Origin of the sequence: Halomonas sp. DP4Y7-1 (genome assembly GCF_019800705.1) — a bacterium.
Lineage (GTDB): Bacteria > Pseudomonadota > Gammaproteobacteria > Pseudomonadales > Halomonadaceae > Halomonas > Halomonas litopenaei_A.
Genome location: NZ_JAHVKS010000004.1, coordinates 89117 through 112012, shown reverse-complemented (window position 1 = coordinate 112012; position 22896 = coordinate 89117). Strand labels below are relative to the sequence as shown.

Below are 22896 nucleotides of genomic sequence, written 5' to 3'. Positions count from 1 at the left end.
ACACTGAGTGTCGATGGCACGATCGTCCCTGGCACCATGGTCAGCCATGCCTTGATCCCCCGTCCTGTCGTCGGTCGTACTGGCGCCACAGGCATCTTGTTCACTGACGCTACGCCATCACCCTGTGGGAGACAGCCGACGGGACGGCCGTCGCGTGCGCCTCGCCGGCACACTGCGCATTACTGCATGCGAATACCGCCATCCAGGCGAATGACCTCGCCATTGAGCATGCTGTTGGTGATGATCTGCTCGGCCAGCCGGGCGAACTCATCCGGCTTGCCCAGCCGCTTGGGAAACGGCACGGCTTGGGACAGCGCTGCGACGGCGTCCTCAGGGATATCGGCCATCATCGGCGTCTCGAATACCCCTGGGGCAATCGCCATTACCCGCACCCCATGGCGTGACAATTCCCTGGCGGCGGGCAGACTCATGCCGACCACCCCTGCCTTGGACGCACTGTAGGCACACTGCCCTACCTGGCCGTCAAAAGCGGCCACGGACGCGGTATTGATAATGACACCCCGCTCACCGTCCTGACCCGGGCTGTTGTGTACCATCGTCGCCGCGGCCAGGCGCATCACGTTGAAGGTCCCCACAAGATTGATCTGGATGGTCCGCGCATAGGCCTCCAGGTCGGCAGGATGGCCATGGCGATCCACCAGCTTGGCCACGCTGACCACGCCGGCGCAGTGGATGACGCCGTCGACCCCCTCGCGCTCGCCATGCTGACGTGCCGCATCGAACACCGCCTGCATGTCGTCTGCTGAGGTGACGTCGGCGTGCATGGCGATAGCGCCCTTACCCAGGTCCTTGGCCTGCTGGTCGATCTTGTCACTGAGGTCGCACAGCACCACCTGGGCTCCGGCTGCCACCAGTCTCTTGGCACAGGCGGCACCAAGCCCGGAGCCAGCGCCGGTGATCACAAAGGTGGCATCGTTGATATCCATGAAGTGTTCTCTCTCTTTACCAGACGTGCTTGACAACGCACGCCCCGAGGGCTCCCTCGGGGCGTCAGAAGATGGCGCCAGGCGTCACGCCTTGGCGGCAGCATCGGCTCTCAACTTGAAACGCTGAATCTTGCCACTGGGGGTCTTGGGTAGTTCATCGACAAACTCGATCACCCTTGGAAAGGCGTGGGTCGACAGGCGCTCTCTGACCTGCTGGCGGATATCCTCGGCAAGCTCATCACTGGCCTCGAAGCCCTCCCGTAGCACCACGTAGGACTTGATGATTTCCCCACGAATATCATCGGGTTGCCCCACCGCAGCCGACTCCGCCACGGCAGGATGGGTCAATACCGAGTTTTCCACATCGGTCGGGCCTACCCGATAACCTGCGGTAGTGATGATGTCGTCATCTCTGCCGGCAAACTGAAAACTGCCGTCGTCGTTGCGGATGACCACATCTCCTGTCAAGTAGTAGCCCTCGGCAAACGGATGCTTTTCCTGCCAGGTATAGCCGGGAAAGAAATGCGCCGGCGACCTCGCCACGTCGACGGCAAGCACACCGGGCTCGCCCGGCGGCAGCTCGTTATATTCCGCATCAAGAATCACCAGGCGATAGCCCGGCATTGGCACGCCCATGCCGCCGACATGCTTGGGATGGTCGAGACAATGATGGTTGTTGCAGGTCATGCCCGTTTCGGTCTGGCCATAGTGATCCATCACCGCGCAGCCCAGCGCCCTTTCGACCCAGTTGACCACTTCGGTATTCAGCGGCTCCCCGGCGGAACTCGCCGCCCGCAACGACAGTGTCTCGTGTGCCTGATCAAAGAGCCCGGACGCCTTCATCAAACGATAGGCGGTAGGAGCGGCGGCAAAGTTGGTGATGTCATGGCGCTGCATGAAGGCCAGTGCGCCTTCGGCACTGAAGCCGGCCTCGCAAAAATGCGTGGTCACGCCCAACAGCAAGGGTCCAGTGATCGCGTAATAGAGGCCATAGGCCCAGCCGGGATCTGCCATATTCCAGAAGCGATCCTCCCCACGCAGGTCGACGGCCAGCTCCATATACAGTGCAAAGGCAGGCATCGCGGAGAGCGGCACGGCAACCCCCTTGGGCTTGCCGACCGTGCCTGACGTAAACATCTGCAGAAACGGCTGCTCAGGGCCAAGGCGCGGTGGCGTAGCCGACGATGGCTCACTGGACAGGGCGTGATCCCAGTCGAGATCCTGCGGATGCGCCTCGCTGGCGCCACCCAGCGCCAGCACCGAGGGACAGGACGCCAGACCGTCAAACTTGTGACGATTGGCGCCATCGGTGATAACCAGCTTGGTATCGGCTCGCCCAAGACGATAGTCGACGGCATCCGGGCCAAATGCCGTAAACAATGGCTGATACACGGCCCCCAGCCGCCAGCTCGCCAATACTGCGATCAACAGCTGGGGCGAGCGCGGCAGCATGCAGGCAATACGGTCCCCTGCTGCCAGACCCTGGGCCGACATCCACGCGGCGAGACGTGCGCTCAGGCTATCCAGTTCGCGATAGCTCAGGCGTGTAACGGCCCCATCCGGTGCTTCGTGCACCAACGCCAGCACCTCACCACGGCCCTGCGCTACATGACGCCCACAGCAGGCATAGTAAGCGTTGAGGCAGCCGTCACCATGATCGTCCAAGCGGTCAATCACCTGCTGTATATCAAACGTCTCGCGATAGGACTCGGCCGATGGGAGTGTGGCATGGCTCATGACGTGCCTCTTACGTTGTGTTTGTTGGAGAGCGCTGCCCTGGCCCAAGCATTCCGTTGACGTAAGCGTAAACCTAGCAAGCGCTAGGGTGAAAACTAGATCCTTCGTACAGGAGTGACAAGCACAACCGGGATAGACCATCGTCTAGCCTGACACCGCCGCCAGGTCATCAGCGCCGCTGCAGACAGGATTCAGGGGGAAACTCATGCCAACGCAAGAAGGGAGATGAACAAAGACAATGCGAGTGAACAGAAGGGAGTCACACGGAAGCACTCATTGAGAGGAGCTCACGGAGTGCGGACCAATGAGATGAACTCATTGAGTGGGGATCATTGGAGAGGGAGCCTGTCGCCTGAGCCCCCTGCCCCGGGATAGCGCCCCCAGGACGCGGTAAAGGTGACGCTCAGCTCCGACGGGTCAGCATATTGACCAATTCATCGGCCAGTTGCTCTGGGCTGCGCGGACCGTCCGGATCGTACCAGCGCACGGTCCAGTTCAGTGCCCCCAGCACAAAACGCGCGACCAGCGCTCGATCACCGGCCACCAGACCGGCTTCGATGGCCTCGTCGATGACGTCGTTCCACAGCCCCTCGTAGGCGTCCCTCAGGTGGGTCAGATGATCCCGCGCAGCGTCGTCCAGGCGTCGCCATTCGTAGAGCGCGACGACGTGGGCGTTGCGATCGGTCAACAGCGTATCCAGATGGGCACGCGCCATGACATGCAGCCGGGACAAGGGGTCTGAGCCTGCGTCGTCGAGGGCCGCGCGAGCCAGCGTCAAGGCATTCTGCGTCCCCTCTTCGATGACAGCGGCCAGAATTTCCTGCTTGTCCCTGAAGTGATGGAACAGGCTACCCGACTTGATACCCATTTCCTGAGCCAGCATGCGCACGGTCGTGCGATCGAAGCCTTCCTGGACAAACAGCTGGGCAGCGAGGCGGATCAGCTCCTTGCGGCGAGGCGAGTCATTCATTACATTCATCGACAGTTACACTAGCGCTTGCTTGGTTTTGATGAGGGAAGCATAGCGCACCCTCAGGGTCAACGCCGACTGATCCTGTCAACGCCAGGGACCCGCAAGCGCATCTCGCCGGGCTGGGCCACACTGAAGGTCTTCCGCAGGCGCCAGCTCGCGATAGCCAACAACCACAATACCGCCATGGCCGGTCCTTAACGGGCCAGGCCATCAAGGTCACAGGAGGCACGCCATGCACCCGACCGACATCGTCTTTCTTGCCGCCGCCCGCACGCCCATGGGCGGCATGCTCGGTTCTCTTTCCAGCAAGACTGCTCCAGAACTGGCCGCCTGCGCGATCGCCGCGGCTATCGAACGAGCCGCCATCCCCCCCGACGCCATTGAAGAAGGCATCTTTGGCTGCGTTCTGCCGGCGGGCGTCAAGCAAGGGCCAGCACGCCAGGCCATGCGTCAGGCAGGCATTCCCGACCAGCGCGGCGCCACCACGATCAACAAGCTATGTGGTTCCGGCATGAAGGCCACCATGCTGGCCCACGACCTGATCAAGGCCGGCACGGCCGAGGTGATGCTAGCCGGAGGCATGGAGTCCATGTCCAACGCACCTCACGTCTTGACGAAGGCGCGCAGCGGCTATCGCCTTGGCCATGGCGAACTCAAGGATCACATGTTCCTGGATGGGCTCGAGGACGCCGAGACCGGTCGCCTGATGGGCGGGTTTGCCCAGGACGTGGCCAATGAGCGCGGCTATGACCGGGAACGCATGGACGATTTCGCGATCGCCTCTCTTGAGCGCGCCATGCAGGCCACCAAGGCAGGACACCTGATCGCCGAGATGGCCCCGGTGACCATCACCAGCCGCCAGGGCGATAGTCTGGTCGAGCAGGACGAACAACCCTTCCAGGCTCGCCTCGACAAGATCCGCTCCCTGCGACCGGCCTTTGCCAAGGACGGCACCATTACCGCCGCCAATGCCAGCTCCATCTCCGATGGCGCCTCTGCGCTGATCCTGTCGACTCGGGCGGCGGCCGATCGACTCGGCGCTGTGCCGTTGGCTCGCATGGTGGGACACAGCACCCACTCGCGTCATCCGAGCGAGTTCACCATTGCCCCGGTCGGGGCCATCGACAGTCTGATGAAGAAGCTTGACTGGAAGGTCGACGATGTTGACCTGTTCGAGATCAACGAAGCCTTTGCGGTGGTCACGCTGATGGCCATGGATGACCTCGGACTGCCCCACGACAAGGTCAACGTCTTCGGTGGCGCCTGCGCCCAGGGCCACCCGGTGGGCTCTACCGGCTCCCGGATTATTGCTACCCTGATCCATGCCCTGCGCACCAAGGGCGGCAAACGCGGTATCGCCAGCCTGTGCATCGGCGGCGGCGAAGCGACGGCCGTCGCGGTAGAGCTGATCGACTGATACCGCCTCACTCACTGAGAACGAGGCGGTCATGCGTGCCCATGTGTGTGGCCCGTCATTCATCGACATAGGCCCAAGGCGCCGCTGGTGCTTTCGGCCTATGCCTCCCCTCACAGGAACCATGGATGGACCGCTCTCGACTCGCCCTGCCACTGATCGTACTGGCCCAGTGGTGTGGCACCTCGCTCTGGTTCAGCGTCAACGGCGTTGCCGCATCCCTTCGCGATGACCTGGGCTTGCAGGAAGCCGACATCGGTCTGCTAACTCTCGCCGTCCAACTCGGCTTCATCGTGGGCACCTTGGTCATCGCGGGCTCCGGTCTGGCGGACCGCCACCGAGCCAGCCGTATCTTTCTCTGTTCGAGCCTGGCAGGGGCCGCCATCAACCTGGCGTTCGTCCTCGCGGCCTCGAGCCCTGCCCTCGCCGTCGCCTTGCGCTTTGCCACCGGACTTTGCCTCGCCGGCATCTACCCGCTGGGCATGAAGCTGGTCATCGGCTGGACCCCAAAGCACACCGGCGCAGCGCTGGCCTGGCTGGTCGGCATGTTGACCCTGGGCACGGCCATGCCGCATCTACTGCGAGGTGCGACCCTTGACCTTCCCTGGGCCTGGACCCTGGCGCTGGCGTCTTTGCTGGCGGTCCTTGGCGGGCTTGCTGTCGGCCTGCTGGGGGATGGCCCCCACCTGCCGCACACCTCTGGACGGGCGTCGCTGCGCGACGGGCTGGCGGCCTTTCGTGACCGCCACTTCCTGCGTGTGGCCGGGGGCTACTTTGGTCATTGCTGGGAGCTCTACGCCTTCTGGATGCTGGTGCCACTGCTGGTGAGCCGCGAGGTAACACGACTTGCGGAGGCCAGCCACTGGACCCCCTGGCTCAGCTTTGCGGTGATCGCGGTGGGTGCCCTGGGCTGTATTGCCGCCGGTGCCTACAGCCGGCATTACGGCAGTGCCAGGGCGGCCAATCTCGCCTTGGCCACCTCTGGCAGCCTGTGCTTACTCTACCCCCTGCTGGCCAACGTCAACCCGGCCCTGCTCATGCTGCTGCTGATGCTGTGGGGCTTCAGCGTCATTGCGGACTCGGCGCAATTTTCTTCACTGGCCTCGAGTGCAGCGCCCAAAGAACGTATTGGTGCCACCCTGTCTGTGATGAACGCCATCGGCTTCAGCCTGACACTGCCAGGCATCTGGCTTGGCGCCAGCCTGTGGCAGACCCTGGATGTGGCCGTGCTGTGGCTGCTGCTGCCTGGCCCGCTACTGGGTCTGCTGTGCATGCGAGGGGTCGCCAGACCTGCCTGACTGACGGCGCCTGACTGACGGTGCCTGACTGACGGTGCCTGACGGGCATGGCTGGTTACAGGAATGGCTGTCTACTGGCGCGGCTCTTCTCTACCGGCGTGGCTGTCTCGCCTCACTCGTGGCGCATGGCTTGAGCATCACCGTGCATGCCTTCCGACCGACATCACCGCGCACAACGATAGCGTAGAGCGTCACTGCGTCATGATCGCCTAACACAATGAGGGAGGCCCCTGGGCCTCCCTCATGGATGTCATGGTCTGCTGACGCTTGTCTGTGCTTGATGACGTCTTCCCGGGTTCACGCGGGGTCGGTCAGTGCGCCAGAGCTGCCATCATCACTGGTCTAGCCGTAGCGGCCGGTGATGTAGTCCTCGGCCTTCTTGGTATGCGGCGTCGAGAACATGGTCTTGGTGTCGTTGTACTCAACCACTTCCCCCAGATGGAAGAACGCGGTGTAGTCCGCCACGCGCGCCGCCTGCTGCATGTTATGGGTCACGGTGATGATGGTGAACTGCTGCTTCAGCTTGTCCATCAAGTCTTCGATGGTGGCAGTAGAGATCGGATCCAGTGCCGACGTCGGCTCATCCATGAGGATCACGTCAGGCTGCACGGCAATCGCCCGTGCAATACACAGACGCTGCTGCTGTCCACCGGACAGCGATGTCCCCGGCTGATGCAGCTTGTCCTTGACCTCTTCCCACAGGCCGGCGTCACGCAGCGCACGCTCGACAAGCTCATCCTGATCGGCCTTGCGGCTTACCAGGTCATGCATCTTGGGGGCATAGACAATGTTGTCGTAGATCGACTTGGGGAACGGGTTGGGCTTCTGAAAGACCATGCCGACCCTGCGACGCAAGGCGACTTCGTCCATCTTCGACTCGTTCACGTCGCGACCGTCCATTTCGATCAGCCCCTTGATGCTTACACTGGGGATCAGGTCGTTCATGCGGTTCAAGCAGCGCAGAAAGGTCGACTTGCCGCAACCCGACGGCCCGATCAGCGCCGTCACGTTCTTCTGGTAGAGATCCATGTTGATCGACTTCAGCGCGTGGAAGTCGCCGTACCACAGGTCCAGGTCTCTCACCCGAACGCTCAACTCATGATTGGCGTCGTCGTTGCGAGTGACCGGCTGGCCGGGCTGATCCTGCTTCATCACGTTCTCTCCGCGCTGGGCAACTTTCATGTTCATGGCAACGTATCCTGTTTGGGGGCCGCTTTACCAGCGCCGCTCGAATTTCTTGCGCAGCACCACAGCGGTGGCGTTGAGCGTGATGAGAACAGCCAGCAGCACCAGAATGCCGCCCGACGTCTTCTCGATGAAGGCACGATCCGGCTCACCCGCCCAGGTGAAGATCTGCGCCGGCAGCACGGTCGCTGCGTCGGTAAACGAAGTGGTCACATCTGGAATGAACGCCACCATGCCGACAATGATCAGCGGCGCCGTTTCCCCCATGGCCTGGGCCAGGCCGATGATCGAACCGGTCATGATGCCGGGCAGTGCCAGCGGCAGCACATGGTCACGCACCATCTGCCAGCGAGAGCATCCCACGCCAAAGGCGGCGTGGCGGATCGAGTCTGGCACGCTGCGCAGAGCGGTACGGGTGGCGATGATGATCACCGGCAGTGTCATCAATGCCAGGGTCAGGCCACCAATCACCGGAGACGAGCGTGGCACGCCAAAGAAGTTGATGAAGATGGCCAGGCCCAGCAGGCCAAACAGGATGGACGGAATGGCCGCCAGGTTGTTGATGTTGATCTCGATCAACTGGGTAAAGCGGTTGTCCGGGGCGAACTCTTCTAAGTACACCGCGGTCATGACGCCGATGGGGAATGCCACCGCCAGGGTGACCAGCAAGGTCAACACCGTGCCCATGGCCGCCGAGGCGATACCCGCCAGTTCAGGCATCTTGGAGTCACCGCTGGTGAAGAAGGTCGTGTTGAACGGAAGCTCCGCTCGGCCCTCTTCCTTCAAGCGATCGACCACCGCCTTCTCCTTGTCGCTGAGCCTGGCGTGGTGTCCCTTGAGATATTGGTCCACCTGGCCATCTGCCAGCACCCACTCCATGCGGGTCGTTCCCAGCAGGTCCGGATTGTCACGCATGCGCCCGGGGATCAGGCGCAGGTATCCACGGCTGACCAGCGGCCGAACGTCCTCATTGACCGCGGCCAGAGGAAGCTGGCTCGCCTGCTCGGAATAGTCCACTTCCACCTGGATCTTGGCCTGCTGGAAGGCGGGCAGCCCCTTGACCAGCATGTCGGCGAAGAACAGCACCAGGAACAGTGCCGCCAGGCCAAGTGCTCCCATGGAAATCCACTTCAGCCGAGCCGACTTGCGGTGGCGTGCGCGGAGCTGGGCGCTGATGTCGTCGAAGGATTGTCTCATTGCTTGGGCTCCACGGCTTACAGGTTGTTGACGCGATACTTTTCGCGGAAGCGACGAATCATGATCACCGACACCAGGTTAAGGCTCAGCGTCACGACGAACAGCACCAGGCCAAGGGCAAAGGCAGACAGCGTCTCGGCACTGGCGAATTCCTGGTCACCGGTCAGCGCGGCCACGATGCGCACGGTCACGGTCGTCATGTCCTCGAGGGGGTTGGCCGTCAGGTTCGGGCGCATGCCGGCGGCCATGACCACGATCATGGTTTCGCCCAGGGCGCGGGACACCGCCAGCAACGACGCCGAGATGATCCCGGGGAGTGCTGCCGGGACGACGATATCGCGGATCATTTCGCCCTTGGTCAGGCCAAGTGCCAGCGACCCTTCGCGCATGCTGTTGGGGACCGAGTTGATGACGTCATCCGACAGCGAGGAAATGAACGGAATGATCATGATGCCCATGACGATCCCCGGGGCCAGGGCGTTGTTGAACGACGCCTCTACACCGAAGAAGCCAGCAATCCCGACGATGATCGGCGCCACCGTAATGGCAGCGAAGAAGCCGTACACCACCGTGGGGATACCGGCCAGGACTTCCAGCACCGGCTTGGCAAAGGTACGCACCTTGGGCGGCGCATATTCAGCCATGTAGATGGCAGCCAGCAGGCCGATGGGAATCGCCACCAGCATGGCGATGAAGGTAATCATGAAGGTGCCGGCAAACAGCGGCACGGAACCAAACTGCGCGGCGCTGGCGCCTTCTTCTGCACGACCTGCCGCCGCCAGGAAGCTGGCGCCCGGATTCCAGGTCGTACCGGTAATGAAGTCCCAGAAGCTCTGCATCTGGAAGAAACGGATCGCCTCGAAGACGATCGACAAGAGGATCCCCAGGGTCGTGAAAATGGAGATCAGCGCGGCGCCGGCCAGAAAGAAGCGGATCACCCGCTCGATCGCCTGACGCGCGTGAAAGTCGGGACGCACCATGGCGACACCGATCACCAGACCGGCGCAGGCAACGACCAGACTACCTGCCAGCAACAGCAGCGGCGGAATCTCGGCGCCCACGAGCAGCATGACAAAGCTACCGACAGCGCCTACCGCCAGAGCCGGACCCGCCGTGGACATGACGGTGAACCAGCCGTACTGATCGGGCTGGGCGTACATGGAGGTGCCTGAGGCTCGGACCCTGGCCGCCTTGCCGCGGGCCAGGAAGTAGGCGATCAGACCGAGCAGAAGCAGCGAGCCGCTGAACATCGCCAGGAGTTGATTGGTCTGCATGGGTGTCTCTCGGAGTTATGTGCCAAAACGAGCGCATACTCGCTGGAACGTGTACCGGCCGACACCCTGTCGAGGATGCCGGCCGGCGTGATCGGGACCCGGGTCCCTTACTTCAGGTCGGCCAGCTCGAGGCTAGTCTGGCTCTCGACGGCGCTGCGAGCCTCTGCACGATCCGCCTCAGGGGCCGGAATCAAGCCAATACCCTTGAGGTAGCCGATGTCACCGACCATCTGCTCGCTCATGAAGGTGTTGGCGTATTCGTACATGGCCGGCACGTCATCGGCGTGCTGGTTCTTGATGTAGAAGAACAGCGAGCGCGACACCGGGTACTCACCGCTGCCGATGGCATCGGGGGTCGGTGCGACACCGTCGATGTTGGAGCCGATCAGGGTGTCGGCGTTCTCTTCCAGGAAGGAGTAGCCGAAGATGCCGAAGGCCGCTGTGTTCTCGGCCAGGCGCTGAACGATCAGGTTGTCGTTCTCGCCGGCGTCGATGAAGGCGCCATCAGCACGGATGTCGGTGTAGCCCTCACCACCGTAAGCGTCCATTTCCTCGGAGACCGCTTCCATTACCAGCTCAGCGAAGGCATCGCGAGTACCGGAGGTGGTGGGCGGACCGTAGACGGCGATCTCGCGATCCGGCAGGGACGGGTCGATCTCGCTCCACTTGGTATAGGGGTTGTCGACCAGCTCACCGTCAACCGGCACCTTGGCGGCCAGGGCCATGAACATCTGCTCACGAGTCACGTCCATGGCGTTATTCTGGGCGGACTGGGCGAAGGCGATGCCGTCATAGCCGATGAAGGCTTCGGTGATGTCGGTCACACCGTTGGCTTCACAGGTCTCGAACTCGGAGGTCTTCATGCGACGCGAGGCGTTGGTGATATCCGGGGTATCGTCACCCACGCCGGAGCAGAACAGCTTCAGACCACCACCGGAACCGGTGGATTCGATGACCGGCGTCGGGAAGTCGGTTGTCGCGCCGAACTCTTCCGCCACGTAGCTGGCGAACGGATAGACAGTGCTGGAGCCCACGATGCGGACCTGGTCACGTGCCTGAGCGACACCCACCACGCCCATGACGGCAGCAGCGATAGCGGTGGTCTTGAGGATGCGATTCATGGAGAAGTCTCCTGATGATGAGATGGTCAACCTTCGCGATGCACACAATGCCGCAGAAAAATGACAGCTTCATGACAGCCCACCTCGAAACGCAATATGCCCTACCACGCAATACCTGACAGGCGTGTCCCAACGGCTGACATTCCGTCTCGGCTCCCGAGACACCGGTCGCCACACTTCCTCCGCCCTCCCCTAAAAAAACGCCGCCCGTCGCCTTGCGGCAGCGGGCGGCGTTGTCGCCGGCGCGATCAGAGGGGATCAGCTCAACAGCAGTCCAATCGCCGCCGCAGCGCATAGGGTCAAGGATGCCCCTTGCAACAGCCGTCTCGGCAGTCTTGGCGCCAGCGCGGCCCCCAGCCCATGGCCCACCAACACCATCGGCAGAAAGCTCAGGCTGACCGCCAGCAACCACAGCGGCACCTTGCCCACGGCGGCAAGGCTTGCCAGCGTCATCAGCGACGATATCAGGAAGAAGGCCGCCAAGTTGCCCCTCAACCGATCCATCGGCATGCCATGCATCAAAAGGACGATGGGAGGACCTCCGATCGCCGCGACGGCGCCAAAGATTCCCGAGAGAAATCCCGCACCGAACAGCGAGCTGCGATTGACCGGCAGGCGGAGCTTGAACAGGGTGACCAGCACGGCGAACAGCACGATGGCGGCGATCATGACTTCAAGGGTTGCCATGGGAGCGATCAACAGCAACCACACCCCCAGCAAGGTGCCCGGCACCTTGCCGACCAGCGCCATGGAGATGTCGCCCATCGCCACTTCGCGACGATAGCGCCTGACCACCAGGCACGACACCAGAAAGCCGTAGACCACCAGCACCACCGGCACCATGGCGGGAGCCTTCAGCAGTATCAGTGGCGCCCCGACCACCGCCATGCCAAACCCGGTGGTGCGCTGTACGAAACACCCGAGTGCCAGCACCCCGCCGACCCACAGCCAGGTACCAAAGGTCAGTTCACTGAGCGCCCACCACTGCAGCAGGCAGCTCCATACTGCATCGATCACGACACCACCTCATCGAGCTTGGGGGGGCGCCCCGCCAGCACACGCAGCCCCACATTCCCGATCACGGCGACCGTGACCATGGCGATGACCATCGGCCAGGCCGAGTCGATTTCAAAGGCCGTGACCAAGGCACCGGACAGTGCGGCGCTGCTGAACTGGATGCTGCCCAGCAGCGCCGTGGCCGTGGCACTCATATGACTGAAACGCTCCAGCAGCGAGGAGATGGCGTTGGGGGAAATAAGGCCGACCACCCCAAGAAAGGTCATCACCAGCGGCACGACCGTGTAGATCGAATCCAGCCCAGTGGCGACCAAAGCCATCAAGCCGCAGGCCGCGACCAGCTGAATCGCCAGGCCCAGCCGTAGATTCTGCTGTGGGGTGCGCCTGCGCAGCAGCCGGATATTGACGCGATTCGACAGCGCCATAATCACGACATTGGCTCCAAACACAAAGGGGTAGGCGGCCGGCGACAGCCCATAGTGCTCCATGTACAGGAAGGGTGACGACGTCACAAAGGCGAAGATACCCGCAAAGGACGCCGCAACAGCAAGGATGTAGCCCATGGCCCGACGATCGACCAGCACACTGAGATAGTTGCGCAGCACCTGCCGTGGCGATGCCACCGGCGCGTCCTCTGGGCGAGTCTCCGGCAGAAAGGCACCCAACAGCCACATCAGGAAGGCGGCATAGACGGCCAGGAAGACAAAGATCAGCCACCAGTCCGCCACATACAACAGCAGACTGCCGACCATGGGCGCCACCAGTGGCGCCAGCATCAGAATCATGGCCATGGTCGACATCACCTTGGCGGCTTCGCGGCCACTGAAGCAATCCCGCACGATCGCCGCAGAGTTGACCACGCACGCCCCTCCCCCCAGCGCCTGGACGAACCGCCACACCAGCAGTTCGGTCAGCGAATCGACGCTGACAATCACCAGACTGGCAATAAGAAACAGGATCTGCCCTGCCAGCAAGACCGGCTTTCGCCCGATCCGATCCGACAGGGGCCCACAGGTCAGCTGACCTACGGCAAAGCCCACCATGAAAACGCTGAGTGACAGCTCGGTATGGTGAACACTGGCCCCGACCGTCTCTGCAAGCGCCGGCATGGCGGGCAGATACGCATCGATCGCAAAGGGGGCAAGTGCAGTATTGGCGGCGACCAGCAGCGCCACTCGTCGAGCATTCAAAGACACGGACACTCCATGACAATAGAAAGACGTCTAGACGACGAGGCGTTTCGCCGTCGCCAGACGATGATAGATGACAGGACAACCCATATGCCGTAGCGCCGACCGGTGGGTCGCACCAGGACCAGGCCATGTGCCGACGGCCTCACTCCCTCGCGCTCGGCAGCGCTCGCGGCTGTTGTCAATCTCATCCGCTTGATACAGTAACCCCAGCCCACCGACACCTTCTGACATTGGAGAAGAGCTGCATGGCAGATAATCTGCTCGATCAACTGAAAGCGATGACCACCGTGGTCGCCGACACCGGGGACCTGGACGCCATCCGTCGCTTCCAGCCCACCGACGCCACCACCAACCCTTCGCTCATCCTGCAGGCCGCCGGCCACGACGACCGACGCGCACGTCTGGCCGCGATTGCCAAGGAAGCCAACGACATTGACGACGCCCTGGATGCGGTGGCGGTCGAAATCGGCAGTGAAATCAGTGAGCTGGTACCCGGTTATGTGTCTACCGAGGTCAGCGCACGGCTGTCGTTCGACACCGATGCCACCCTGGCGCGCGCTCACTCACTGATCGAACGCTATGGCCGCCACGGTGTCGGCGCCGAGCGCATCTTGATCAAGGTGGCATCGACCTGGGAAGGCATTCGTGCCGCCAAGGTACTCGAGCGCGAAGGCATTCGAACCAACCTGACCCTGCTGTTCAGCTTCGCTCAGGCTCAAGCCTGCGCCGACGCCGGTGTCACCCTGATTTCCCCCTTTGTCGGCCGCATTCTGGACTGGCACAAGGCCCAGCAGCCCGACGCCGACTTCTCCGGCGACAACGATCCTGGCGTTCAGTCGGTGAAGCGCATCTATGACCACTACAAGGGGCACGGCTACTCCACCATCGTGATGGGTGCCAGCTTCCGCAATACCGATGAGGTCAAGGCGCTGGCAGGCTGTGACCGCCTCACGATCTCGCCCAACCTGCTGGAAGAACTGCAGAGTGCATCAGGCGACCTGCCTCGTCGACTGACCGCCAGTGACGCCGAGACCCGCCCTCCGGAACCGCAGTCCGAGGCCGACTTCCGCTGGGCGATGAACGAGGACGCCATGGCAACCGAAAAACTGGCAGAGGGCATTCGCAAGTTCATGGCCGATCAGCGCAAGCTGGAAACCCTGCTCGCTGACCTGCGCAGCAGCTGATCCGACCGTATGTGGCCAACGCTCCGGAGGTCGTTCAAGGACATGAGCGAAAGTCCGGGGCGCTGGCCCGCGGCAGGTCGAGCTCCGCCCTCGCAAGCTCAACGCTGAAACGCTTGTAGTTCTAGTTCCAAACCGGGATGCGTGACGCCCTGGGCACGCCAATTGGCAACACACCAGCCCCAGACTCACGTTTAGACACTGGGACTGCGACACCAGCACTGCGAATAACAGGCTACCCGTTGACGCGCCGACATCAGGCCTTGTGCGCGCTCTCGCTCTGCGCTTCGAGCATTTCTACCAGGGGCTGAAATTGCTCCTGATTGTGTTCGTTCATGCGCATCAGAATACGATGGGCCTCGAGAATGCGCTGACGTAACCCTTCTTCATCAGCCGCTACCTCGGGCAATTCCTGCAGTTCGTCGACTTCGGCAATGGGCCGTTCGACCAGGGTAAAGAAGCTGCCGAAGCCCATCACCTCCAGCATGCGCTTGACGTCAGGGTTGTCGGCCACGATGGTCGGAGACTGTTCGAGCTTGCCCCGCAGGGCCATGGCGACCTTGGCGAGAAAGCCCAGCGCCGTGGAGTCCACATTGCTCGCATCCCGCAGGTCAATCATGACAGCCGTCAGCCCCGGCGTCTGTGCCAGTTGCTGGGCTTGATGGTCCAGTGTTGCGCACAGCGTGAGGCGGACATCGCCACACAGCTTGAGCACGAACACACCAGAATCAAATGCTGCCTTCAGGCGGCCTTCATGCACTTTCATCGCCAAACCCGCTCACCAACATGATCGTCAAGTCGTCAGGCAGCTCTTCGCGACCCGAGGTGGGGTCGGCGAGCGCTTCTTCATCACTGGACAAGGTGCCCAAGGCCAAGCCTCGTCGCAGCGTATCCAATGAATCGCTGCTGGCGACCCGCTGCTGCAATTCGTCCAGTCTCGCCTCCAGGCTAGCCCCCGGCAAACACTCCAGCACGCCGTCAGAACACAGCCATAGAGAAAAATCGCTCGGCAGGTCACAGCCAAGCGTCGGGTAGCACACGTCAGGAAACAGCCCGACTGGCATGCCTTCTCCTTCCAGCGTCACCACACCTTCGCTCGTTTTCAGCAATGGCATCGGCAGCTGGGCCCCCAATGAATAGTGTAGATAGCGCTTCTGCTGGTCGATAACGCCGACAAACAGGGTGGCATGCTTGCCGATCCCGGTATCCAGAAGTTCCCGGTTCAGTTGCGCCAGCCACCTCGGCGGCAAGGCCTCTGGGGCCTCTCCATTCCACTCGCCTTGCCATCGGTTGAACAGGTACTTGAGCAACACCGTGACAAAGGCGGAAGAAGCACCGTGACCCGACACGTCGGCAAAGTAGAATAACGTATACCGCTCATTGTACGCCTGGATATCGAGAAAGTCGCCGGACAGATAGAGCGATGGTGCCAACCAGTAGTCACACCCCACCCTGCCGAGCTGCTGTGGACGCACGGGCAGCATTCGCCGCTGAATCTGCCCCCCCGCCTGCTGATCCAGCCGCAGCATGGCCAGGTGCGTCTCCAGGCTTTCATTGAGCTCTTCCAGACGCAGCCGGTCCTGCTCGCGCTCTCGGGCCAGGCGATTGACATCGACCACCCGGCGTATCATGCGCCGCAGCAAGTGAGCGTGACGCAGGGGCTCGATCACGTAATCGATCAGTCCGGCATCCACCGCCTTCAGCAGGTCGTCGTCGCGACGATCTTCGCTCACCACCAGAGTCGGCCAGCGCTCGGCCAGGGTCATCCACTCGCGACTCGGCACCGCCAGCGAGTGGGCCACCACCAGTGCCGTCGTCTCAGGCAGCTCTGCTGCACTCGCCGCGGCGAACACCGCCAGGCCATCTCGTGCAATGGCATCCACCAGGGCGTCGCGATGACGGCCCGGATGGTCGATGACACCGATCAGGGGCTTGGCAGCTAGCATGGTCACGCGGCCTTACTCGGCGAACGCATCTTCGTCGTAGTCAAAATCATCGTTGATGAAGTTGTCCTCACCCAGCTGGCCATCGTTGACCTCGAACATGCGGCGCTGCAGCCAGGCATCTCGAATGAAGCTGTACCGGTCGCCACGAATCAGGTCTTCCTGGTCAAGCAGCTGCGCCCTGGCGTCCAGTAGCTCGAGCCCGCGCAGCGAATAGCGCACGGTGTCGTCTTCCACATAGCTCAGCGGATACGAATACCAGTCCACCGGCAGCGCTGCCGTGTCACGCACCGTGCTTGGCCCAAGGAACGGCAGCACCACGTAAGGCCCCTCGCCGACACCCCAGGCCGCCAGGGTCTGACCGAAGTCTTCAGTATCGGCCGTAAAGCCGGCATGGCTGGCGGGGTCGAGCAGGCCACCGAGGCCAAAGGTGGTGTTCATCAAGAACCGCATGCTGGAATTGCCGGCATTGGCGGGCTTGCCTTGCAGCAGGCTGTTGAGCACCGTGCGCACTTCACCGAGGTTGTCGAAGAAGTTGCTCACCCCCCGCTCCAGCGGGTCCGGGGTGATATAGCGATAGCCCTGAGCAGCCGGCTTCAGCGCATACCGATCCAGGACATCATTGAAGGCAAACACGCGGCGGTTGAAGCCTTCCCAGGGATCCGCCGGGTTAGGCTCACTATTCACACCGCTGCTGGCGCATCCACTGACCGCCAGTGCGGCTGCCAGTACCACAACGCCCTTCGGCGCACTTTTACTCAGGACACCGCATTCATTAGCGTTCATTTTCGACTGCCTCCATTGCCTGTCCATGTCACCATCATCACTTTGAGGGCGCCAGCGCTCGACATCACCGCCTGACCTGGCGAACCCTCCTACAGCATGTGGCATCGCCAGACAGGCTTGCCATTCACCCGTAGCATGCCGTGTCGTCGAGGCACACTACCGATTATTGTTTCCCTGCGTCTTCTACTGTCGCGCTACGGGCCCTGTGACCAGCCACCTGGACCGCTACCGGCGTCCGCCGTCGGATCCAGGGGTTGGCGACCGCCATCGGGGCTAGGTGGTCGCCGCGGCACTCCACCTTTGCCGTCCTGGCAAGGGCCTGTCTCAGCGTCGTCGAATCACGACGCAGCCCGCACTGTAGCCCGCGCCGAAGGAACAAACCACCCCGAAGGCACCCGGTTCGAGATCCTGATGATGCAAATGGAAAGCGATGACCGAACCAGCAGAGCTTGTATTAGCGTAACGATCAAGGATGATCGGCGCTTGATCCAACGCAGGCTCGTGGCCGAGGACACGACGTGCGATGAGATCATTCATATGGCGGTTGGCCTGATGCAGCCATAGCCGTGACACCGAGGAGGGCGTGATCTGCAGACTGGACAGGTGATCTCGAATCAGTTCGGCGACCATCGGGCAGACGTCCTTGAACACCCGACGCCCCTCCTGCACGAACAGCTTGTCCACCGCCAGCGGATCGCTGTCGGTCACCCGATTGAGGAAACCCGCATTGTTGCGAATCGCATTGGAGAACCGCGTCAGCAGCCGGGTACCGACCACCTCGAAGGAGGACGCAGCGGTTGCCACGTCCTCACTCTCCAGGACCAGCGCGGTGCAGGCATCGCCAAAGATGAAGTGGCTGTCGCGATCGCGGAAGTTGAGATGAGCGGAGCACACCTCGGGGTTGACGACCAGTGCGCGCCGCACGCCCCCGCCGCGGATGGCATTGACGGCATTGTCGATGGCGAAGGTCGCTGACGAACAGGCAACGTTCATGTCGAACGCGTACCCTCCTGCACCTAGCGCCTGCTGCAGCTCCACCGCCACCGCGGGGTAAGCGCGCTCAAGGTTCGAACAGGCCACAATCACCAGATCGATATCCGCCGCTGCAACACCCGCGCTATCCAGCGCTTCACGGGACGCCGCAAGGGCCATCTCGCACTGGATACCCGGGGCGTCATTGGCACGCTCGTCCAACTGGGGACGCATCCGTTCGGGATTCAGGATGCCCTCAGCATCGAGCACATAGCGGCTTTGGATACCGGATGCCTTGACGATGAACTCGCTGCTTGAATGGGCAAGCGGCTCCCGCTCTCCGGCGTCGATGGCAGCTTGATGGCGCGCATTCTCGGCATCCACCCAGGCGTTGTACGACGCCACCAGCGCATCGTTATCGATGGCATTTGGCGGCGTATAGAGTCCGCTGCCGGTAATCAGCACCTTCGCTGGGGTCATGCCTTTCTCCTTCATCGGGCAGCTTGCATGCCACCTTGCTGTCGCGGCCTATCAACGACCGCTTAGATTCACGTCACGCTCCCTCGTTGCGGCCAACGCCTGCACGAAGCAACGTCATTGGCTCACTACTCGAGCTGGCGCTCATGCCGGACCGAATCAGGCCCGACCTGTCAGCTCTGCCCAGCGCTTCGCCAGGCGTTTTTCTGAGACTGGCATGGCGGTACCGAGTTGCTGGGCAAACAGCGACACCCTCAGTTCCTCGATCCACCAGCGGAATTCCACCAACGCAGGATCTTCGACATCGCCGCGCTTGTCCGCCTGACGCCTGGCGTCCAGTTTCGCTTCGAAGTCCTGCACCACCTGCATCAGCATCTGATCCCGAGAACGCTCCCTTGGGGCCTTCTCCAGACGTACCAGAGCCGCCTCCATATAGCGCGGATACGCCTCCAGCCATGGTCCTGCCGCCGTGACGAACCCAGGATGCACCAGGCGCTGCATCTGTGCCTTGAGATCACTGTATACCAGTGCCAGCGAGAGGCTGAGATTGCCCTTCAACGCCTTGGTCACTGCCAGATGGCCCTTGAGCGCTCGCTCCAGCACCGCCACCATGCTCTCGGCACGGGGTAGCATGTCCTGCTCGACAGCGGCGATGCGTTCTTCCAGCGCGGCCGCACTGCGAGGCAGTGGATCTACCGCCACCACCTGGGCAAACACCGCCGTCACCACATCTTCCGTCAGTGCGCGCTTGCTGCCTACCTTGGCGAACAGTAGAGCACAAGTTGAAAGCCCTTGAGTCCGCTCGATGGCCCTGACCAGCGATGGGCACAGGTCCATGGCGGCCTTGACCACGCCGAGGCGATGGGCTTCTCGCGCCTTGTCAGGATGGTCGAACAGCTCAAGCCTCAGGCCCTCTGCCCCAGGCACCAGCGCCGGAAAGGCCTCGACCCGAATACCCGCCTGCTGGGTCACCCGTGACTCACTGAGTGCATCGCGGGGAAAGGTCGTGAGTTCGACCTGTTCTTCCACACTCTTGGCCAATGCCCTGGCGCCCTCGCTGGCAGCTTGCTCAAAACGGCGCTCCAGCGCGCGCAGGTCTCTGCCCTGCCCCAGTTCCTTGCCAGCGTGGTCCACCACCTTGAGATTCATGACCAGATGATCCTCAAGCTGGTCCCAGCGCCAATCATCCTGGGTCAGGCGCACCCCTGTCTTGACCCGCAAGAAGTCCGCAAGCGCCTCGGTCAGACTCCCCTGACCGGGTACCAGCGCCTCCAGGGCAGCGTCGACCCAATCCGGAATCGGCACGACCTGACGGCGAATCGACTTGGGCAGTGACTTCAGCAACGCAATGCACTTGTCGCGCAACAGGCCTGGCACGAGCCATTCCAGTCGAGCCGGATCCAGTTGGGACAGCATCGCCGCAGGCACGGTCATGGTCACGCCATCGTCCTTGGCACCAGGAGCAAAATGGTAGCTCAAGGGATAGCGCACGCCCTCGATGACCAGCTCATCCGGATAGGCCTCGCCGGTCACATCCAAGGCGTCCCTGGCCAGCAACGCCTGTCGGTCGAACTTCAACAGTTGCGGGTCATCACGCTCCGCCTTGCGTCGCCAGGCCTCGAACCCCTTGCCGTTGACGATATCCTCGGGCAGACGCGCGTCGTAGAAGTCAAACAGCTGCTCTTCGTCGACCAGAATGTCTCGCCGCCGGGCGCGATCTTCCAGATCCTCGACCTCGTCGATCAAGGCACGGTTATGCGCAAAGAAACTGCCCTTGGTGCGAAACTCACCTTCGACCAGCGCGCGGCGAATGAACAGCTCGCGACTCTCGGCCGGGGCGATGGGGCCGTAGTGCACCTTGCGACGACTGACGATGGGCAGGCCAAACAGGGTGACCTGCTCAAAGGCGACCACCTGAGCACGTTTCATTTCCCAGTGAGGCTCGCTGTAGCTGCGCTTGACCAGATGACCTGCCAGCGGCTCTATCCACTGGGGATCCACCTTGGCCACGGTTCTCGCAAACAGCCTGGAGGTTTCCACCAATTCCACGGCCATGACCCATTTCGGGGTCTTCTTGGAAAGCCCCGATGCGGGATGGATCATGAATTTGCGATTGCGCGCGCCCAGGTATTCCCGGTTTTCGTTCAGCGTCCCCAGGTGACTGAGCAGTCCAGTCAACAGCGCCTTGTGCATGGCAACGGTCTGCGCGCGTTGAGCCTCATGCTCGCGCTGGTCTGCCTCATCGGACTCGGCCGGTAGCTGCTGTCGCGGCGGTGGCACCTGAATATCCATGTCACGCAGCAGTTGGCGCAGCTGACGGAAGGTGTCATGCCATTCCCGCAGGCGCAGGTAATTCAAGTAATGATCGCGACACCACCGGCGCAGGCGATTCCCGGACAGCTCGTCCCGAGCGGTCTCGAACCCTTGCCAGAGGTTGAGCAGAGCCACAAAGTCCGACTCCGGATCCTGCCAGCGCCGATGCGCCTGGTCCGCCGCTTCACGCTTGTCCGCGGGCCGGTCACGCGGGTCCTGCACCGCCAGCGCGGAGACCACCACCAGCACCTCCCGCAGGCTGCCATGCTCGTCGCCTGCCAGCACCATCCGTGCAAGACGGGGGTCGATGGGGAGTCGCGCCAGGCGCCGACCGATCGGCGTCAGCCGCCCCTTGTCATCGACCGCGCCCAGTTCGAACAGCAACTTGAAGCCATCGGTGACAAAACGTGAATCAGGCGGATCGACGAACGGAAACGCCTGGATGTCACCCAGCTTGAGCGACAGCATCGACAGGATGACCGACGCCAGATTGGTACGGCGAATCTCAGGGTCCGTGAATTCCGGGCGCGCCAGAAAATCTTCTTCGTCATACAGCCGAATACAGACGCCTTCCGCGACGCGCCCGCAACGCCCCATTCGCTGATTGGCACTGGCCTGGCTGACGGCCTCTACCGGCAGGCGCTGAATCTTGGCGCGGTAGCTGTAGCGGCTGATTCGCACAAGGCCCGGATCAACGACGTAGCGAATGCCTGGCACCGTCAGCGACGTCTCTGCCACGTTGGTGGCCAGCACGATGCGGCGTCCACCGTGGGGCGCAAATACGCGATTCTGTTCAGCATTGGAAAGGCGGGCGTAAAGCGGCAAGACCTCGGTGCTCTTGAGGTCGGCACGCCTGAGCACATCGGCGGTTTCGCGGATCTCACGCTCTCCCGGCAGAAACACCAGAATATCTCGCGGTCCATGAAACCAGCGCTTTTCCCGCTCGATGGCTTCAATCTCCTCCACCGCGTGGAGTATGCCTTCGCTGAGAGACCGGTCTTCTTCGTCCTCGGCGTCCCTGATCAAGGGGCGATAGCGGACTTCCACCGGGTAGGTACGCCCCGACACTTCCACCACAGGGGCAGGCTGGACAGAGCCGTCGGCGTGACGAGTCGCAAAATGCTGGCTGAAACGCTCCACGTCGATGGTGGCCGACGTGATGATCACCTTGAGGTCCTTGCGGCGAGACAACAGTCGCTTCAGATACCCCAGCAGAAAGTCGATGTTGAGACTACGTTCGTGAGCCTCGTCGATGATCAGCGTGTCGTAGCGCAGCAGGTCAGGGTCCTGCCGGGTTTCCGCCAGCAGAATCCCGTCTGTCATCAATTTGACCAGGGTGTCATCGTTGGTCTGATCGGTGAAGCGGACCTGATACCCTACCTGCTCGCCGACGGGCACCTGGAGCTCTTCCGCCAGGCGCGTGGCGACGGAGCGCGCAGCCAGTCGTCTTGGCTGCGTGTGTCCAATCAAACCTCGACGACCGAGTCCCAGCTCAAGACACAGCTTGGGCAGCTGGGTGGTCTTGCCAGAGCCGGTCTCGCCCGCCACCACCACTACCTGATGCGAGGCTAGCGCCTCCAGGATGTCCTGCCGACGCTCGGCGACGGGTAGTGCTTCGGGATACTCCAGCGTCACTGGACGCTCGCGGCGCTGCTGCAGGGTGCGGTTGGAGCGCTGCCATTGGGCTTCCAGTTCCCCTAGGCCGCGGTCAATGGGTTTGTCGTCGCGCAAGCGACGCGCCAGGCCAGACAGTCGTTTGGTCAACACGGGCCGGTCGCGCAGCATCACCTCATCGAGGCCTGAGCTCAGGCGTTCGAGTCGCGCGGCGGCAGTGGTATCTTGCTGGGAAGTGGACGTCGAACTACACA

The 22896-nt window shown here is 62.3% G+C and carries 17 protein-coding genes; 3 read left to right on the top strand and 14 right to left on the bottom strand.

All coding sequences use genetic code 11. The features are described from left to right. Window positions 1-179: 179 nt before the first annotated feature. The 3 genes from KUV72_RS09440 to KUV72_RS09430 form a co-directional block, all read right to left on the bottom strand. On the bottom strand, window positions 180-947 hold the full coding sequence (locus tag KUV72_RS09440; RefSeq protein WP_222162984.1) for an SDR family NAD(P)-dependent oxidoreductase: 768 nt from the start codon (window positions 945-947) through the stop codon (window positions 180-182). An 84-nt stretch (window positions 948-1031) separates the two neighbouring features. Then, window positions 1032-2684, bottom strand: a complete 1653-nt coding sequence (locus KUV72_RS09435; RefSeq protein ID WP_222238118.1) for an AMP-binding protein — start codon at window positions 2682-2684, stop codon at window positions 1032-1034. A gap of 403 nt (window positions 2685-3087) precedes the next feature. Next, the gene (locus KUV72_RS09430) at window positions 3088-3654 is read right to left on the bottom strand and encodes a TetR/AcrR family transcriptional regulator (protein WP_222238117.1); all 567 of its coding nucleotides are present in this window, start codon (window positions 3652-3654) and stop codon (window positions 3088-3090) included. Window positions 3655-3889: 235 nt separating this feature from the next. Here KUV72_RS09430 and KUV72_RS09425 point away from each other — a divergent pair, with 235 nt between their 5' ends. Together KUV72_RS09425 and KUV72_RS09420 are read left to right on the top strand one after the other, a co-directional pair. Then, window positions 3890-5074, top strand: coding sequence for an acetyl-CoA C-acyltransferase (locus KUV72_RS09425; protein WP_222238116.1), 1185 nt, complete (start codon window positions 3890-3892; stop codon window positions 5072-5074). A 125-nt stretch (window positions 5075-5199) separates the two neighbouring features. Further along, window positions 5200-6369, top strand: coding sequence for an MFS transporter (locus KUV72_RS09420; protein ID WP_222238115.1), 1170 nt, complete (start codon window positions 5200-5202; stop codon window positions 6367-6369). Between the two features lie 342 nt (window positions 6370-6711). Here KUV72_RS09420 and pstB read toward each other — a convergent pair whose 3' ends face one another. The 6 genes from pstB to KUV72_RS09390 all read right to left on the bottom strand — a co-directional run bounded on the left by pstB (window position 6712) and on the right by KUV72_RS09390 (window position 13359). Then, window positions 6712-7521 carry a phosphate ABC transporter ATP-binding protein PstB gene (gene pstB, locus KUV72_RS09415; RefSeq protein WP_206939114.1) on the bottom strand — a complete coding sequence of 270 codons (810 nt, stop codon included), beginning with the start codon at window positions 7519-7521 and terminating at the stop codon, window positions 6712-6714. 63 nt (window positions 7522-7584) lie between these two features. After that, window positions 7585-8751: a phosphate ABC transporter permease PstA gene (gene pstA, locus KUV72_RS09410; RefSeq protein WP_222162979.1), complete on the bottom strand. Its 1167-nt coding sequence runs from the start codon at window positions 8749-8751 to the stop codon at window positions 7585-7587. 17 nt (window positions 8752-8768) lie between these two features. Continuing rightward, on the bottom strand, window positions 8769-10025 hold the full coding sequence (pstC, locus tag KUV72_RS09405; protein ID WP_206937123.1) for a phosphate ABC transporter permease subunit PstC: 1257 nt from the start codon (window positions 10023-10025) through the stop codon (window positions 8769-8771). 107 nt (window positions 10026-10132) lie between these two features. Next, window positions 10133-11146 carry a PstS family phosphate ABC transporter substrate-binding protein gene (locus tag KUV72_RS09400; RefSeq protein WP_222238114.1) on the bottom strand — a complete coding sequence of 338 codons (1014 nt, stop codon included), beginning with the start codon at window positions 11144-11146 and terminating at the stop codon, window positions 10133-10135. Between the two features lie 258 nt (window positions 11147-11404). Then, window positions 11405-12163, bottom strand: coding sequence for a sulfite exporter TauE/SafE family protein (locus tag KUV72_RS09395; RefSeq protein WP_315857873.1), 759 nt, complete (start codon window positions 12161-12163; stop codon window positions 11405-11407). Beyond that, the gene (locus KUV72_RS09390; protein WP_222238113.1) at window positions 12160-13359 is read right to left on the bottom strand and encodes a Bcr/CflA family multidrug efflux MFS transporter; all 1200 of its coding nucleotides are present in this window, start codon (window positions 13357-13359) and stop codon (window positions 12160-12162) included. The genes KUV72_RS09395 and KUV72_RS09390 overlap by 4 nt, the downstream gene beginning before the upstream one ends. Window positions 13360-13601: 242 nt before the next feature. On the opposite strand from KUV72_RS09390, the gene tal reads away from it, so the two are divergent. Next, window positions 13602-14540 (top strand): transaldolase, encoded by a 939-nt coding sequence (tal, locus tag KUV72_RS09385; RefSeq protein ID WP_206937116.1) that lies wholly within the window; start codon window positions 13602-13604, stop codon window positions 14538-14540. A gap of 253 nt (window positions 14541-14793) precedes the next feature. Here the strand turns inward: tal and KUV72_RS09380 are convergent, their stop codons facing one another. From KUV72_RS09380 to hrpA, 5 genes are all read right to left on the bottom strand, one after another. After that, window positions 14794-15303, bottom strand: a complete 510-nt coding sequence (locus KUV72_RS09380) for an STAS domain-containing protein (RefSeq protein WP_206937113.1) — start codon at window positions 15301-15303, stop codon at window positions 14794-14796. Further along, window positions 15290-16483 (bottom strand): PP2C family protein-serine/threonine phosphatase, encoded by a 1194-nt coding sequence (locus KUV72_RS09375; protein WP_222162976.1) that lies wholly within the window; start codon window positions 16481-16483, stop codon window positions 15290-15292. Before KUV72_RS09375 ends, KUV72_RS09380 begins: the two co-directional genes overlap by 14 nt. A gap of 12 nt (window positions 16484-16495) precedes the next feature. After that, window positions 16496-17266: a VacJ family lipoprotein gene (locus KUV72_RS09370; RefSeq protein ID WP_222238112.1), complete on the bottom strand. Its 771-nt coding sequence runs from the start codon at window positions 17264-17266 to the stop codon at window positions 16496-16498. A 324-nt stretch (window positions 17267-17590) separates the two neighbouring features. Beyond that, window positions 17591-18718, bottom strand: coding sequence for a beta-ketoacyl-ACP synthase III (locus KUV72_RS09365; RefSeq protein WP_222238111.1), 1128 nt, complete (start codon window positions 18716-18718; stop codon window positions 17591-17593). Between the two features lie 156 nt (window positions 18719-18874). Beyond that, entirely contained in the window at window positions 18875-22813 is a 3939-nt protein-coding gene (gene hrpA / locus KUV72_RS09360) for an ATP-dependent RNA helicase HrpA (protein ID WP_409995886.1), read from the bottom strand. Window positions 22814-22896 lie beyond the last annotated feature (83 nt).